Origin of the sequence: Clostridium gasigenes (assembly GCF_900104115.1) — a bacterium.
GTDB classification, from domain to species: domain Bacteria; phylum Bacillota; class Clostridia; order Clostridiales; family Clostridiaceae; genus Clostridium; species Clostridium gasigenes.
In genome coordinates, this window is record NZ_FNJM01000002.1 from 1 (window position 1) to 14,376 (window position 14,376).

The 14,376-nt window shown below is 24.5% G+C and carries 13 protein-coding genes; all 13 read right to left on the reverse strand.

The genetic code is table 11. The features are described 5' to 3' along the window. Positions 1 to 350 precede the first annotated feature (350 nt). The 13 genes from BLS77_RS20715 to gmd all read right to left on the reverse strand — a co-directional run bounded on the left by BLS77_RS20715 (position 351) and on the right by gmd (position 14,364). Positions 351 to 698, reverse strand: coding sequence for a transposase (locus BLS77_RS20715; protein ID WP_139164823.1), 348 nt, complete (start codon positions 696 to 698; stop codon positions 351 to 353). Positions 699 to 982: 284 nt separating this feature from the next. Continuing rightward, positions 983 to 2,776, reverse strand: a complete 1,794-nt coding sequence (locus BLS77_RS05010; protein ID WP_089966559.1) for a hypothetical protein — start codon at positions 2,774 to 2,776, stop codon at positions 983 to 985. A gap of 32 nt (positions 2,777 to 2,808) precedes the next feature. Further along, a complete protein-coding gene (locus BLS77_RS05015) occupies positions 2,809 to 4,206 on the reverse strand; it encodes a lipopolysaccharide biosynthesis protein (RefSeq protein ID WP_175490782.1) in 1,398 nt (465 codons plus the stop codon). 73 nt (positions 4,207 to 4,279) lie between these two features. Then, complete coding sequence (locus tag BLS77_RS05020) at positions 4,280 to 5,464, reverse strand: polysaccharide pyruvyl transferase family protein (protein ID WP_089966563.1); 1,185 nt, start codon at positions 5,462 to 5,464, stop codon at positions 4,280 to 4,282. Between the two features lie 10 nt (positions 5,465 to 5,474). Continuing rightward, positions 5,475 to 6,683, reverse strand: coding sequence for a glycosyltransferase (locus BLS77_RS05025; RefSeq protein ID WP_089966565.1), 1,209 nt, complete (start codon positions 6,681 to 6,683; stop codon positions 5,475 to 5,477). Continuing rightward, on the reverse strand, positions 6,658 to 7,950 hold the full coding sequence (locus BLS77_RS05030; RefSeq protein WP_089966567.1) for an O-antigen ligase family protein: 1,293 nt from the start codon (positions 7,948 to 7,950) through the stop codon (positions 6,658 to 6,660). Before BLS77_RS05030 ends, BLS77_RS05025 begins: the two co-directional genes overlap by 26 nt. Positions 7,951 to 7,962: 12 nt before the next feature. After that, positions 7,963 to 9,093, reverse strand: coding sequence for a glycosyltransferase (locus tag BLS77_RS05035; RefSeq protein WP_089966569.1), 1,131 nt, complete (start codon positions 9,091 to 9,093; stop codon positions 7,963 to 7,965). Positions 9,094 to 9,098: 5 nt separating this feature from the next. Further along, the gene (locus BLS77_RS05040) at positions 9,099 to 9,899 is read right to left on the reverse strand and encodes a glycosyltransferase family 2 protein (RefSeq protein WP_089966570.1); all 801 of its coding nucleotides are present in this window, start codon (positions 9,897 to 9,899) and stop codon (positions 9,099 to 9,101) included. A 19-nt stretch (positions 9,900 to 9,918) separates the two neighbouring features. Further along, positions 9,919 to 10,854, reverse strand: coding sequence for a glycosyltransferase (locus BLS77_RS05045; protein WP_175490783.1), 936 nt, complete (start codon positions 10,852 to 10,854; stop codon positions 9,919 to 9,921). A gap of 12 nt (positions 10,855 to 10,866) precedes the next feature. After that, positions 10,867 to 12,132, reverse strand: a complete 1,266-nt coding sequence (locus BLS77_RS05050) for a glycosyltransferase family 4 protein (protein WP_089966574.1) — start codon at positions 12,130 to 12,132, stop codon at positions 10,867 to 10,869. Position 12,133: 1 nt separating this feature from the next. Continuing rightward, positions 12,134 to 13,069 (reverse strand): GDP-L-fucose synthase, encoded by a 936-nt coding sequence (fcl, locus tag BLS77_RS05055; RefSeq protein WP_089966576.1) that lies wholly within the window; start codon positions 13,067 to 13,069, stop codon positions 12,134 to 12,136. 24 nt (positions 13,070 to 13,093) lie between these two features. Beyond that, the gene (locus BLS77_RS05060; protein ID WP_089966578.1) at positions 13,094 to 13,282 is read right to left on the reverse strand and encodes a hypothetical protein; all 189 of its coding nucleotides are present in this window, start codon (positions 13,280 to 13,282) and stop codon (positions 13,094 to 13,096) included. Beyond that, positions 13,282 to 14,364 (reverse strand): GDP-mannose 4,6-dehydratase, encoded by a 1,083-nt coding sequence (gene gmd, locus BLS77_RS05065; RefSeq protein ID WP_089966579.1) that lies wholly within the window; start codon positions 14,362 to 14,364, stop codon positions 13,282 to 13,284. Before gmd ends, BLS77_RS05060 begins: the two co-directional genes overlap by 1 nt. Between the last annotated feature and the right edge of the window lie 12 nt (positions 14,365 to 14,376).

Consider the following 14,376-nt stretch of genomic DNA (forward strand, 5'->3'; position numbering starts at 1 on the left):
TTGTAACTCTGTTATTTCTAACAAAAATGTTTTTGAAATGACAAATCTAGTTCCTGGTATCCATACGGCTAAAATAGTAGTTACTTCTACTAAAAGTAATCTAGCTACTTCATCTCATATTTCTATTGATAGTATTAATATAACAAATTAATATTTTTATAGTCTTATATTTTATTATCTGGTATCAAAGTTACTTTGATACCAGATAATAAAAAGTAGTATTCAATTTTCAATAATTGAATACTACTTTTTTTCGCATATTACTATTATAAGAATATCAACTGTTTATTTATATTTGAAACTGGTTCGTCATCATATTTGTTGGATCAAATATTAATTAAGTTCATTACTTAATTAATATTAAATAATACTTTTTGCCTTAAAAGATGAAAACCAGCTCGTCTATACATTGTTCTTTTAATCATTTTCAATCTATTTATGTTGCATTCAAGGACACCATTATTATAGTTATAAATCATACAATTTTTAACACTCTGATAATCTTTTCTTACTCCGTTTACAAAGCTTTTAATCTGCTTAATACTAGAATTTTCATGATAACCTAACCATTCATTAAGTAAAATTACGCTCCTACTTTGAAATATCTCGCTAAACCCGGAAATAGCTGCTTTTATTTCATTTAAATGAGCTATTCTAAGAAAAGTGCTTCTACTTATAGGTATTAGCTCCTTAATAATCTAGTTAAACTATTATCACTTTGGGATAGTGATAATTTAACTAAGTAATTTGTTAGTCTACCAGTTTTCCTATTATATTTTCCTGCAATATCATCAATTTTTCCTGTGAATGCCACTTGTACACATTCGTAATTTATCCTAAAATCAGTTTAATTCAACTATAGAATTATAAACAATTATACTAAAACCAACAAATTTGACTGCTTTTCAATATTAACCGACGCTAAAAACAATGTAATACCATTGCTTTTGAAAATAATAATTTATATTTAAAATAAAACTATCTAGTTAATAAACTTATTTTTAATTACTCTAATATATTTTTTAAAATCCTCTATCTTTATTCTAATTTCATTTTTAATAGATTTGTTATTCTCAATTTTTTTACTTTCCTCTATAATTGAAATTATGTCTTCAGTAATTTCTTTATATACTTTTCTCTCATAGTGTCTTATATCATTTACTAAATTCTTCTCTGTAGTTACATATTTTCTAACATCAACAATGTGTGTATTATTTAACTCGCCTATAACGGTGTCTAAAGCTTTATTCATCTTAATATGGTGTAAATATCTATCTTTTTCTTTACTATTTTCAATATTAATTTCTGCGCCATTTAAAATAATTAACGTAGTATTATCATCTATTTCATTTCTTAACCACCTTAGATTTCCTTGCAATTCTTCTTGAGAAATTGCTCCTTTAAACTCATAATTATTATCAATATTATTAAAGAAATTATCATCTAATTTATTATTATAATACTTTCTAATATCTTCTCTTATGCTTTTATCCGTAAATTTTCTATCATAATGTCCATATACAAAAGATAGACCGTCTTTCCTATTGTCATAAACTCCAAATGTATAGTCTATTAATAAACTATAAATAATAACATCATATTTCTGATTGTATATCTTTGATTCAAAACTATCGTTTTCATAAAACGGAAGTTCTTCTACCAGTTTCTTTTTTTGAATTTCATTTAGTTTCTTTATTTGCTTTAATATATTAGTATGTTCTTTATGAATTCCTAATCCAATATTATTTGCATAATTAAATTCTGTATCTACCTCAATATTAGTAGAGTTTAAATAATGGTAGATTTGCATTAAATCACACCCACCTCTTATCAAACATTTTACATCTTTGGGCTTATTTTTCTCATTTTTTATATTACTTTCATTTTCCTTTACTTTTATCCAATTTGGTTTATCAAATACATTCAAATTATATGCAACATCTCCACTTACATCAATTTTGGGGAAATTTAAATTTGCATAAACCCATTGTTCTATTCCTAAATTCATAGTTCTACACGAAAACAGAAAATGTTCCAAACAGTCACCCTCAATGCAATAAAATCCACATATTCCATATTCTCCGTATTCGTCGTAAACTTTTATATATTTTTTCACTCTAGTTTTATCATTTATAATTTTACATAATTCATCTTTTGAAATTCTTTTTTTAGTATAATTAAGTTGATTAGTTCTATGGATCAACTCATAAATTCTTTCAATTTGATCATTACAATTATCTAATATTTCAATTTTAATATTGCAACTTTCTAAAAACTTTTCATTTGATGTATATTCAAGCTTTTTAGTTGATTTTTCTTCTAAAATTTTGTATTGTTTTAGCCTACTTAATTCCAAATCTTGCTTTCCTTTAAATGATTCATGTTCTAATATTTTAGGTATAAAACTTTCATCAATTACATTAATATTTTCATTGTAAAAACTAACTTCTTGTCTATTAAGATGATTATCATCTATAAACAAAACGTTTTCTGATCTCAAATGTACTTCATCTAAAATTTGTTTTACAAGTTCTCCCTTGGCAATCCAATCAATTTTGGGAAAGATAAAATAATCCCATAAATCTAGTTTAACTAATTCTTCTTTTGCATCTACAAATGTATTTTTTGAACATACAGAATTCATTATTCCTCTTTTTGATAGTTCTTTTATAATTTTCACAGTATTTTCATCAACTTTTATGCCACCTTCACTCAAGGTTCCGTTCCAAAAAGTATCATCTAAATCCCATATTACTAATTTGATGTTTGTATTCATCTTTAATTTCTCCTCTAATTACAAATTAATATTTATATTCTCCTTAATGATTTAAAAAGTTTTTTAAGTAATGTAAAATTTATTATTACAAAAGCAATTAAAACAATAATGGCTATTATTATATGCACATAATTATATTCGTGACTAAACATAATAAATAAGTTATACACTAAAATATTTATTATATTATATACCAAATGTTTTTTCTTTAATAATATCTTTATTTCAATCTTTTTATCTAGAACCCTTATCATCCAAATAGTGAAGAATGCTATTGTTGTTGCTAATATCGCACCCCATATTTTATAACTTGGTATTAAAATTATATTTAGGAGTATATTTAATATAGCTGCAATAATAGTTGTTATCATAATTTCTTTAGTTTTCTTCATAGTAATATAATTACTAGCATAAAATATCGCAAATGTATTAAATAATAAAGCTAAACTTATTAAAGGAACATAATACCAAGCATTTATAAATTCTTCGCCAATAAAATATGTGAAAATAAATTTACTACCTATACTTATGAGTATCGTTATTAAAATCTGAAATGAATAAAAGTACTCAAACATTCTACTATAAAAAACATCTCTATCTTTAGAATTTTTTTCTTTTATCGAAATATTCTGCCAAGCCATAAAGAAAATAGAGTTAAAAACTAGTAATATACTTGCAATTTTATTAGCAATTGCATATAATCCTACATATTCATTACCCCATATATAATTTAATATATATCTATCAGAAACGTTTAAAATCCACCATGCTAGAGTATTCAGAATCAATGGCGTTGAGTATTTTAATAATAATTTTATTATATCTAATTCTATTTTAAAAACTAATAATTTATAAAATTTACACGAAATAAAATTAAAAAATATTATAAATATTGATGTAATTATTTGAGATAACAAATATCCCATTATCCCCATTTTTACTTTTGATATAAAAATTATACTCAAACTCATAAATACAGCACTGTAAATAATACCCGATAGAGCATATTTCTTATTAAAATTTAATCCTCTTAAAACTTGATTAAAATATTCATATAACGAATTAGAAATTATTATTGCTACTATAATAAATTTATATTTACTAAAAACTTCATTATCCGTATTAATTATTGTTATTAAAAATATTGCTATAAATGAGTTGATTAATATCACGATCAAACCATTTGTAAATATTTTTTCCTTACTAATATCTTCTTCTAACAAATATCTATAAGCAGCATCACCCAATTGCAATGATATAATAGGTATAATTAGAGATGCTGTAGTATTAATTATATCAATTGTTCCGTACTCTGAAACACTTAAAACCATAGTGAAAAATGGTAGCATAATAAATGATATAAGTTTCGATCCAAAATTTCCAATAGTATATATAAATGTGTCATTTATTATTTTTTTCTTTCTATTCATTTTTTCTCCAATCATCTTCTATCCTATAAATATATTTAATTTTATCGTTTTTTTCTATTAATAAATTTCTTTTTTATAAATCTACTAAGTTAATATTGAATTCATTAATTATTTTTGATTTTCTTTTCCTAATTTCATTTATATATTTTTCATAATTATTATTAATATAAATACATTTATCTAATATTTCCTTATTTTTTTCTCCAATATCAGCTATATTAAATTTATATGAATCTTTTTCTATATATTCAAAAAAGCCATCTACTTTAGGTTGCCAAGATAATCCAATTAACGGTATTTCTTGTGTGTATGCTATTATCATTGAATGTAATCTAGTTCCAATTAGAATTTTAATTTGATTATATAATTCTATTACTTGATCAAATGAATATATATAAGAAATCGTAGTATCACTCTTAGTAGTATTATATAGTTTATCATATACTTCTTTTACGCATTTATAATCATTTGCTTCTGTTGAAAATAATACTATTTCTTTATTAAACCTTATATGTATATCATTAATAAGATTTGCAAATTCAGTAATATACTTCTCATATTCTTTTGAATTTCCTTTGGTATTTAAGTATGGATCCTTATAAGGATAAATGCTTACTCCTATCTTTTCCTTTTTATTCATATTTGTAATATTATCATAAAGTAATGCTGGATCACATGATAAAAGGATATCCGCTCTTTTAGTTATAGCTTGTAATTTTTCCTGTGATATTTTGTCTCTAGTGCTAATATGTTTAATGTTTTTTACTGATTGTTTAACTATATTAGTAACAATTTTATTTTTAAATGGTCCAACACCTACAGATACTATTCTTATTTCCTTATTAAATTTCTTAGCTATTTTAGTATATTTATTTAAAATCATAGGAAAATCATAAGATAATCCCATTAACATATTTCCTCCACCAATAATTAATATATCAGTACTCTTAATTTCTTTTTCTACGCTACTCCAATCTATGTTTTTTATTGTTTTTAATGAATCCTTTAAATTAACAATCTCACTAATAATATTATTTTTCTTCAACTTATATTTTATAGTTTTTTCATTATTGTAGTTATTTTCATTAATTTTGTTAATTGTTATATATTTTTTTGATTCGTTCATTAATTTTCCGGTTAGAAAATCTATTCTTTTCACTTTAATTTTTTTCTTATATTCTTGGTATAATTTTTCTGATAGAATTATATCACCAATATTTTCACTATCAAAAAAACTAATAATTATTGCTTCTTTCATTTATTTCACCTCAAAGTTTTAATATTTTTTTATATAAATCAAAATATAATGTTGCTATTTTATCTTCATTAAATTTATAATAAATAGATTTTGTAGATATTTTTCTATCATAGCCTAAATTTATTTTTTTAATAGCTTTCATTATTGATTTTCTAAGAGATTCTATATTTTTATATTCTGCTAGAAATCCATTTATACTATCATCAATTATATCTATACATCCTGTATTGTTATAAGCTACTCCTAAGCATCCACATGCCATACTTTCTGCTAATGTTTGTCCAAATGATTCCTCTATAGATGGTGATATAAATACATCTATAGAGGAATATATTTGTCTTAATTCATTTTCATTTTTTATATATCCTTCATTGATAATTTCTACATCTATATCATGAAACAACTCATTTATTTCTTTTTGCTCATCTGAACCAAAAATTATTAATTTTAGCTGTACTCCTATCTCCATTTTTTTTAAAGCTTCTTTAAGATCATCTATTCCTTTAAATTTATTTCTAATTCCTCCTATAGCTCCAAAGCCTAAAGTTATTATTTTATTATTTCTTATATATAACTCATCATAAAACATATTAGTATTAATTGGATTTCCTATCACATTAAGTTTATCTTTATTTATGTTTGTAAAAATTTCAGAATTTAAAGCAAAATTTTTATGTGCTGAACTAGGAAATACAAAATTCACATTATTATTAGATAGAATGTTTTTCTTTTTGTTAAAAATTTTTTTTGCTATCCATTTATTTTTATCATCTAACAAATGGCAATTTTCACAATAATTTTTATAGTTATCACATTCATTTCTAACATGACATATACCTGTAAATGGCCATGAATCATGACATGTCCAAACTATATTTTTCTTTATATTTTTTATACTATCTATAGAAAAAAAACCACCATTAATCCAATGAATATTAACAATATCAGCATTACGTATCTCTAAATTTTTATAATCATTAGCTCCTGATAGATTCAATGATATATATATTCTTTTATTTTTATTTATTTTATTCTTAAACTGATATTCAATTTGATTTAATATTTTTTTTACAATAGAATATTTTACATTTCGAGAAAATTTTTCTTCCCCTTTTAATGTTAATATTTTACTTTCCAATTTAAGTTTGTTTAGTGAATCACTTATCCTTTTAGCTGCTGACTGAGCAGATATTTCAGTTGATAAATGAATTATTTTCATTTATATTACCTCTTTCTTCAATTTTTTTATAATTAATCAAATATACTATCCAAAACATATTTGTTATTAATATTAAAGAATCATTTTGGACCCAATTATAAAGTATTAATATAAAAATTGAAATATAAAATTTATTTTTAACAGTCAGAATCATATGTATAATGAAAATACATATAGCTATTATACCTATTAATCCAAATTCACTTGAAAATCTAGCATACATATTAATGCTATTTAAATATTCTGCATCATAGTTTCTCAACAACTCATAATTATTGTAATAATAAGGATCAACTTCCTCAATACTATCTCTATAATTTAAAATATAATACCCTCCACCATACCCCGTAATAGGTTTTTTCTTTAAAGCATTTATCCCTACTAAAGTATAATCTCGTCTTGCCCATAGAGAATTATCTGTAATTGCAGATGATTTATTTAGAATATTTGATATTCTCATTACTAATAAATTATCCGAATTAGCCCTTACTATGCTGGGTATCATTGTAGTTAATATTATTATAATTGGAACAAGTATTAAAGATAATTTAATATTTTTTTTGCTATTAATAATGCTTATTATAGTTATAGCTACTACAATATCTACTATCACTCGAAGAGAGTTAGCCTTTAAAGATAAAATTAACATTACTAAGATGCTAAATTGGATAATTTTATTAATTTTTATTTTGTTTATTATACAATAGATTATTATAGGCATAATAATTATTGTTATATGCGTTGAAATAAATGATGGTTCTCCGAACAAAAATTGTATTCTTCCATTTTCAATATGATTAGTACTATTAAGAAATATATCAAAAAATTTCAAAATAGATTGATTTTTGCTTAACCCATATATTAATTGAATTATTCCAAAGAAAGTATTAAATGTATATCCATAAAGAATTATTCTAATATTTTTTTCCATCTTCACTTTCCTTTTTATAAATATATCTTTTAAAGAACAATAGATAACAATAAATGAAATTATCTCATTTAAGAATTTAAATGCATTTTCTGGTTGTTTATATATTAATACCCCTTTTGTTATTGATATTAAATTAAATATTATCAATATTAAAAATATTAGTTTTTCTTGATTTTTATACTTATTATTTATTATCGACATTATATTTAGAACAAAATATATTCCTAAAAATGCTAATGATAATGGTTTAGAACTTCCCAATCCTATTTTTTGAAAAGGAAAAGAATCATAAAACAAAAAAAACATACTTAAATAAATTAAAATTTTATTTATCACTTATTTACTCCTTTATACCCCTATATCCTCAAAAATAGCTTTAATATTTTTATTGAAATTATTTATACTGAATTTTTTTTCTGAAAAATCAAATATTTTCTTTCTAATCTTTTTTATATTCAAATCATCCATCAATATTAATCTGCTTATGTATTTTTCTATATATTCTACCTTATAATTTTCTAAATAAAATGCATTATCTTCTAGTCTGTCAAATCCATTTTCTTTTATTACAATTGGGATTACTCCATGCATCATACATGTTAAGACAGATGTTGACATTGCTTCTGAACATGATGGGTATAGAACCCAACAACTCTCTTTACAAATTTGTAAAAATAATTTACTTTTAACTTCAACCTTATTAAATATTTTTATATTTTTTTGTTCTTTTATACGTAATTTTTTCTGTTCTTTTAAATTTAATCCACAAATTATCAAATTAATATCATCTCTTTTTAAAAATATTTCATATACAATATCTAAACCTTTATGAATTGCTCCGTTAGAACCAAACCATAAAAAAGTTTTTTTATTTATACTTATATTTTCATCTTCAAATTCAAACTCCTTATTTACCAATCCAGTAGGATTTATAGTGTAATACTTTTCCAAATAAGCGCCATTCCCCATGGTTATTATTTTATCTATAACCTCAAAATGTTTCTTCTTAAAGTATACATTACTTCTACTAACATATTTGTCTATTGCCCTATTTTTCTTATTTCTTCTATCCATAAAATATTCTATTCTTTCCATTTCCTTTTTGTAAGAAAATTCCGGATGATTTTCAGTTAAATACATTATTTTTAGGGCATTCTTGTTAATTAAACACATTTCATAAAATACATCCCCTAATCCAAATATAACATCATATTTTATATTTTTCAAATAATCAATTGCGTTCTCTTCGTGACAATTAATAACATCTATACTATAATCATTATCTATAAAATATTTAATTATCTGTGCTGACTCCTGAAATTGAGTGTGATATACATTTTCATATGTTTGTGTAAAATTTTGATGCACGTATACTATTGCTACCTTTCTCTGTTTTTCAGTAAAATCTTTATTAATATTAAGTATAATATTGTTTTTATTAGCTTTAGATTTAATATATGATATTATTTTATTTTTCATAAATATCACCTTCTTTTTATATAACTATGATAAATTTCTCTTATTTTCATAAATACTGATTGACCAAATATATTTTGTATTGCTGTTGCTGGGTTAGATATGTCTGTTATAAAAGTAATATCTATAATTTTATATAATTTATTACTTTTCCTTATTTTATGTCTTTCTAAAATATGTGGTTTTGCTGAAATACCATCTTTGCTAAAATTACTTATAATAACATCTAATTTTCTAAATTTAATATTATTTTTATAACATCTAATAGTAAAATCCCAATCAGCTCCAACCTTATATTTAATATTAAAATTACCAATTCTATCAAATACATTTTTCTTAACAAAACAACTTTGATGACTAAATCCCATTCCAGTTCTTAGTGTTTTTTCATTTAATAAATTAACCGAACAACTCATTTTTTCTATTATTTTTTTATCAAATGCATATATTAAATTAGTGTTTCCATATATATACTCGTCAGTTTCCTGTATTTTATTTTCTACTATATTTAATGCATTATCTTCATAAAAATCATCACTATTTAAAAAACCAATAAATTCTCCCTTGGCTAATCTTATTCCCTTATTCATTGCATCATAAATACCATTATCTTTCTCTGAAATAACAATTAATTTATTTCCCATTTTTTTTTTGTATTTATTCACTATCTCTAATGTAGAATCCGTTGATTTTCCATCTATTATTATGTATTCATAATTACCATTTCTTTGATTAATTATAGATTGTATTGTTTTTTCTATTGTTTTTTCACTATTATAACATACCGTAATTATTGAAAATAAATTCATTTTTAGCCTTCCCCTCTAACTATATAGACTTAAGTCTACACATATACCTTTCTCTATATATCGTATTTAAGTTATATTTAACTATATACTCCTTGTTTTTAATAACTCTTATTTTACTTGAAATTCTTCTATATTGTAATAAATATGAATAAAGCTTAGCTTTTATTTTTCCATACTTTGAATTTATTATCAAATTATAATTTCCATCTGCAAATCCTATCCACAATCTTTTCAAATATTCCATATCTAATCTTTTTACATCAATAAGATGATATATCACCATTTTATTATTATATCCGAATTTAAAACCTTTTGATTTCACGTATAAACACATTTCTGTATCTTCACAACTTGTTAAATTATCACTAGTTCTTCCTTTGCTTAAAAGCCAACCTTTTTCAGCTAACTCCTTAAGTGGTTCTGCTCTTATTACTAACCCTGCTCCAAAAGGAATTCTATATGGATGTTTTTTCTGAACAGCTCTTATATTATTAATCGAATAATCAGTACATGCTAATCCTTGTAAAACATTTTTCAAAATTTTTTTCTGTTCTTGACTTAATTCCTCTTTTATCGAGGGTATTACAACTCCGTTAAAAGCTCCAACTGTATGGTTTTCAATTATATAGTTATTCGTACTAATTATCCAATTTGCTTCTAAAATATTATCATCATCAATAAATATTATCCATTCAGAATTAGAGTTTTCTATACCCTTTAATCTAGCATAGCTTAATCCTTGTTTAAGTTCCTTTATCGACTTAATTCTACTATCTCTTATAATATTATTGTTGATAATTTCTACCGTTTCTTCATTTGAATTATTATCAATAATTAAAAATTCTTTCACATATTCATTATAACCATTTTGATTAATGACACTTTCAACAACATCACTTATTCTATTTCCACCATTATACGTGCACATTATAATTGAAAATTTTATATTTCCCATACTACCCATCCTCTAAATTATATTTGAAAATCTTTCAAGCGTATTACTCCATCTATAATTTTCACTAATAAACTTCTTACCTTTTATAGATAACTCGTTATTCAGTTCTTTATCTTCTATTAAATTTAATACTATATTTGCAATTTTACTTATTTCATTTTCTACTATTAATCCTGACTTAGTATCAATTTTTATACCTTCAGCACCAATTGAATTTGTTATTACAGGAACTCCCATAGCAAGTGTTTCTAATATCTTAGTTTTTATACCTGATCCATAAGTTAAATAAGCTACAGATACTAGGCCTTGTTGTACATGCACTCTAATATCATCAACTTCACCTGTCATAATTACATTTCTATTTGCCATTATTTTATTCATATAATTTTGATCATCACATTTCCCTACTATTTTAAATATAATTTCATTATCTTTATTTATTATATCTTCAAGAACATTATTAATAAAAAACTCAACTGCTTTTTTATTATGTGAAATGTTCATATTTCCTAAGTATATTATTTCTTTCTTTTTTTCATTATTCAGCTCTTTAGAATAGTATTCATAATCCACACCTATAGTTACATAATCCGCTTTATCAAAACAACATAACTTATTATACTCTTCCGCTTCTATTGGTGATACAAAAATATATTTATCAAAATAATTCTTTAGTCTTATCTCATACTTCTCAAGCAAACCACATTCTAAATTTAATATCTTCTTCATAAATATATTAACATTTAATATCCCTCTAAACCTTTTAGGAATTTTATTAATATATTCACCTATAGCTTCCCCACCCAATTCTTCACTTCCAAGTTGTCTCTTATATCTTTTAGATAACAAATCATCCATATCCAATATCTTCTTAAAAGAATTTTCTTTACAATTAACTACATATTCTGCCATTCTTGCCATGTCACATATTATAATATCAGGTGTATTTTCTTCTATATATTTATTAACTTGTTTTTGTGCATTTCTTGAATAATATAATGAAACTTGAATTGGCCACTTTCTTCTAATTATGCTGTTTATTAAAACATTATATATTTTTTCTAATAGACTTGGCGTCTTTAAAACACCTTTTAAATTTATAAATTCAGGTTGATTATCTAAATGCTGTCTATCTCCACTGTCCAAAAATGTTAATATATCTATAGCACAATTAAATTTTTCATTAAGCCCTTTACAGTAATTATATAAAACAACTTTCCTTCCACCATTTACAGGATAAATTAACCTTGTATTTATAAATAGAACTTTCTTTTTCATATTATACTCCTTTATTGGTACTTAAATACGAATTGTAAGCAAGTTCAATTCCTGAATTCAAGCTTACCTTATGTTTCCATCCAAGTTCATTTAGCTTATGAACTGTTGTTAATTTTCTTGGAGTTCCATCTGGCATATTAGTATTAAATACTAATTCACCTTCAAACCCTACTACTTTTTTAACTGTTTCAGCAAGTCTTCTTATTGAAACTTCTTCTCCTGTTCCAATATTAACATGTTGTTCTTCACTATAGTTTTCCATTAAGAATATACACGCATCAGCCATATCATCTACATATATAAATTCTCTAAGTGGTGTACCAGTTCCCCACACTTCAACTACTTCACTTCCACTTACTTTTGCTTCATGGAACTTTCTAATTAATGCTGGTAACACATGAGAACTCTTTAAGTCAAAATTATCATTTGGTCCATATAGATTTGTTGGCATGCAGCTTATAAAGTTATCTCCATATTGTCTTTTAAAGAACTTACACATTTCAAGCCCTGCTATTTTAGCTACTGCATAAGCTTCATTTGTTTCTTCTAGTGCTCCAGTTAAAAGACACTCTTCTTTTATTGGTTGTGGAGCCATTTTAGGATATATACATGTACTTCCTAAGAATAATAGTTTTGCTACTTTAAAATCATGAGCAGCCTTTATAACATTATTTTGAATCATTAAATTTTCATATATAAAATCTGCTGGATATGTATTATTAGCATGTATTCCACCAACTTTAGCGGCTGCCAAAAATACGTATTCTGGCTTTTCGGTTTCAAAAAACTCTCTTACTTGATTTTGATTAGTTAAATCTAATTCTTTATGAGTTCTAGAAATTATATTTGTAAATCCTCTTATTTCTAACTTTCTAACTAATGCCGATCCTACTAAACCTCTATGTCCTGCAATATAAATTTTACTTTCTTTATTCATAACTAAACACCTTTCTTTAAATAGTTATCTATACTTATTTGCAATTTCTTTATAACTATTGTTAAATTTGTTTTCTTTATAGTTTGGCATCCGCTTTTCTAAACTTTCTAACATCTTTATTATCTTAAATAACATAACATAACTAATAATAGGTATGTTTCTTGAATCATGACCAAACCCATATTCAGATATATAAAATGCTACTACATTCACTACTTAGTAACTGCTGCTTCTTGTTTAGTTGCAAATTCTTTTGAACCTATACCAGCAATTTCTTTCATATCTTCCTCTACCATCATTTGTACTAGCCCTCTGAAACTAACTTTTCTCTCCCATCCAAGTTCTGTTTCAGCTTTAGTTGCATCGCCCCATAGAAGTTCAACTTCTGCTGGTCTGAAGTATCTTTCATTAATATCTACAAGTACTTTCCCTGTAGCTTTATCTATTCCCTTTTCCTCTACTCCAGTTCCTTCCCAAACTATTTCTACTCCAACTTCAGCAAACGCTAATTCTACGAATTCTCTTACTGTATGAGTTTCGTTAGTTCCAAGTACGTAATCTTGTGGTTTTTCTTGTTGTAACATTCTCCACATACCTTCTACGTAATCCCCAGCAAATCCCCAATCTCTCTTTGTATCTATGTTTCCAAGTGATACCTTTTCTTGCTTTCCTGACATTATTGAAGCTACTGCCATTGTTACTTTTCTAGTAACGAAAGTTTCCCCCCTTCTTGGTGATTCATGGTTAAATAATATCCCATTACAAGCAAACATATTATATGATTCTCTGTAGTTTACTGTTATCCAATATGAATAAAGTTTAGCTACACCATATGGGCTCTTTGGATAGAATGGAGTTGTTTCACTTTGTGGAGCTGTTTCTGGAATTCCACCAAATAACTCTGAAGTTGAGGCTTGATAAAACTTACACTTAACTCCTGATTCCCTTATTGCATCTAATAATCTTAAAGTACCTGTCCCTGTTGCTTCTGCTGTATATTCTGGAACTTCAAAACTTACTGCAACATGTGATTGAGCTGCTAGGTTATATATTTCTTCTGGTTGTATTTTTTCTATTAATCTATTTAAGTTACTTGAATCTGTTAAATCTCCATGATGTAAGAATAAAGTCTTACCTCCAATTTCAGGATTTTCAAATAAATGATCTATTCTTCCTGTATTTATAGTACTATGTCTTCTAACTATTCCATGTACCTCATATCCTTTTTCTATTAATAATTCTGCTAAATATGATCCATCCTGTCCTGTTATTCCTGTAATTAGTGCTTTTTTCATTATTGTACCTCC

Coding starts and splice junctions, on each gene's coding strand:
- BLS77_RS05010 (WP_089966559.1), bottom strand. CDS start 2,776: ATGAATACAAACATCAAATTAGTAATATGGGATTTAGATGATACTTTT.
- gmd (WP_089966579.1), bottom strand. CDS start 14,364: ATGAAAAAAGCACTAATTACAGGAATAACAGGACAGGATGGATCATAT.
- BLS77_RS05020 (WP_089966563.1), bottom strand. CDS start 5,464: ATGAAAGAAGCAATAATTATTAGTTTTTTTGATAGTGAAAATATTGGT.
- fcl (WP_089966576.1), bottom strand. CDS start 13,069: ATGAATAAAGAAAGTAAAATTTATATTGCAGGACATAGAGGTTTAGTA.
- BLS77_RS05025 (WP_089966565.1), bottom strand. CDS start 6,683: ATGAAAATAATTCATTTATCAACTGAAATATCTGCTCAGTCAGCAGCT.
- BLS77_RS05040 (WP_089966570.1), bottom strand. CDS start 9,899: ATGAATTTATTTTCAATAATTACGGTATGTTATAATAGTGAAAAAACA.
- BLS77_RS05035 (WP_089966569.1), bottom strand. CDS start 9,093: ATGAAAAATAAAATAATATCATATATTAAATCTAAAGCTAATAAAAAC.
- BLS77_RS05045 (WP_175490783.1), bottom strand. CDS start 10,854: ATGGGAAATATAAAATTTTCAATTATAATGTGCACGTATAATGGTGGA.
- BLS77_RS05015 (WP_175490782.1), bottom strand. CDS start 4,206: ATGAATAGAAAGAAAAAAATAATAAATGACACATTTATATATACTATT.
- BLS77_RS05050 (WP_089966574.1), bottom strand. CDS start 12,132: ATGAAAAAGAAAGTTCTATTTATAAATACAAGGTTAATTTATCCTGTA.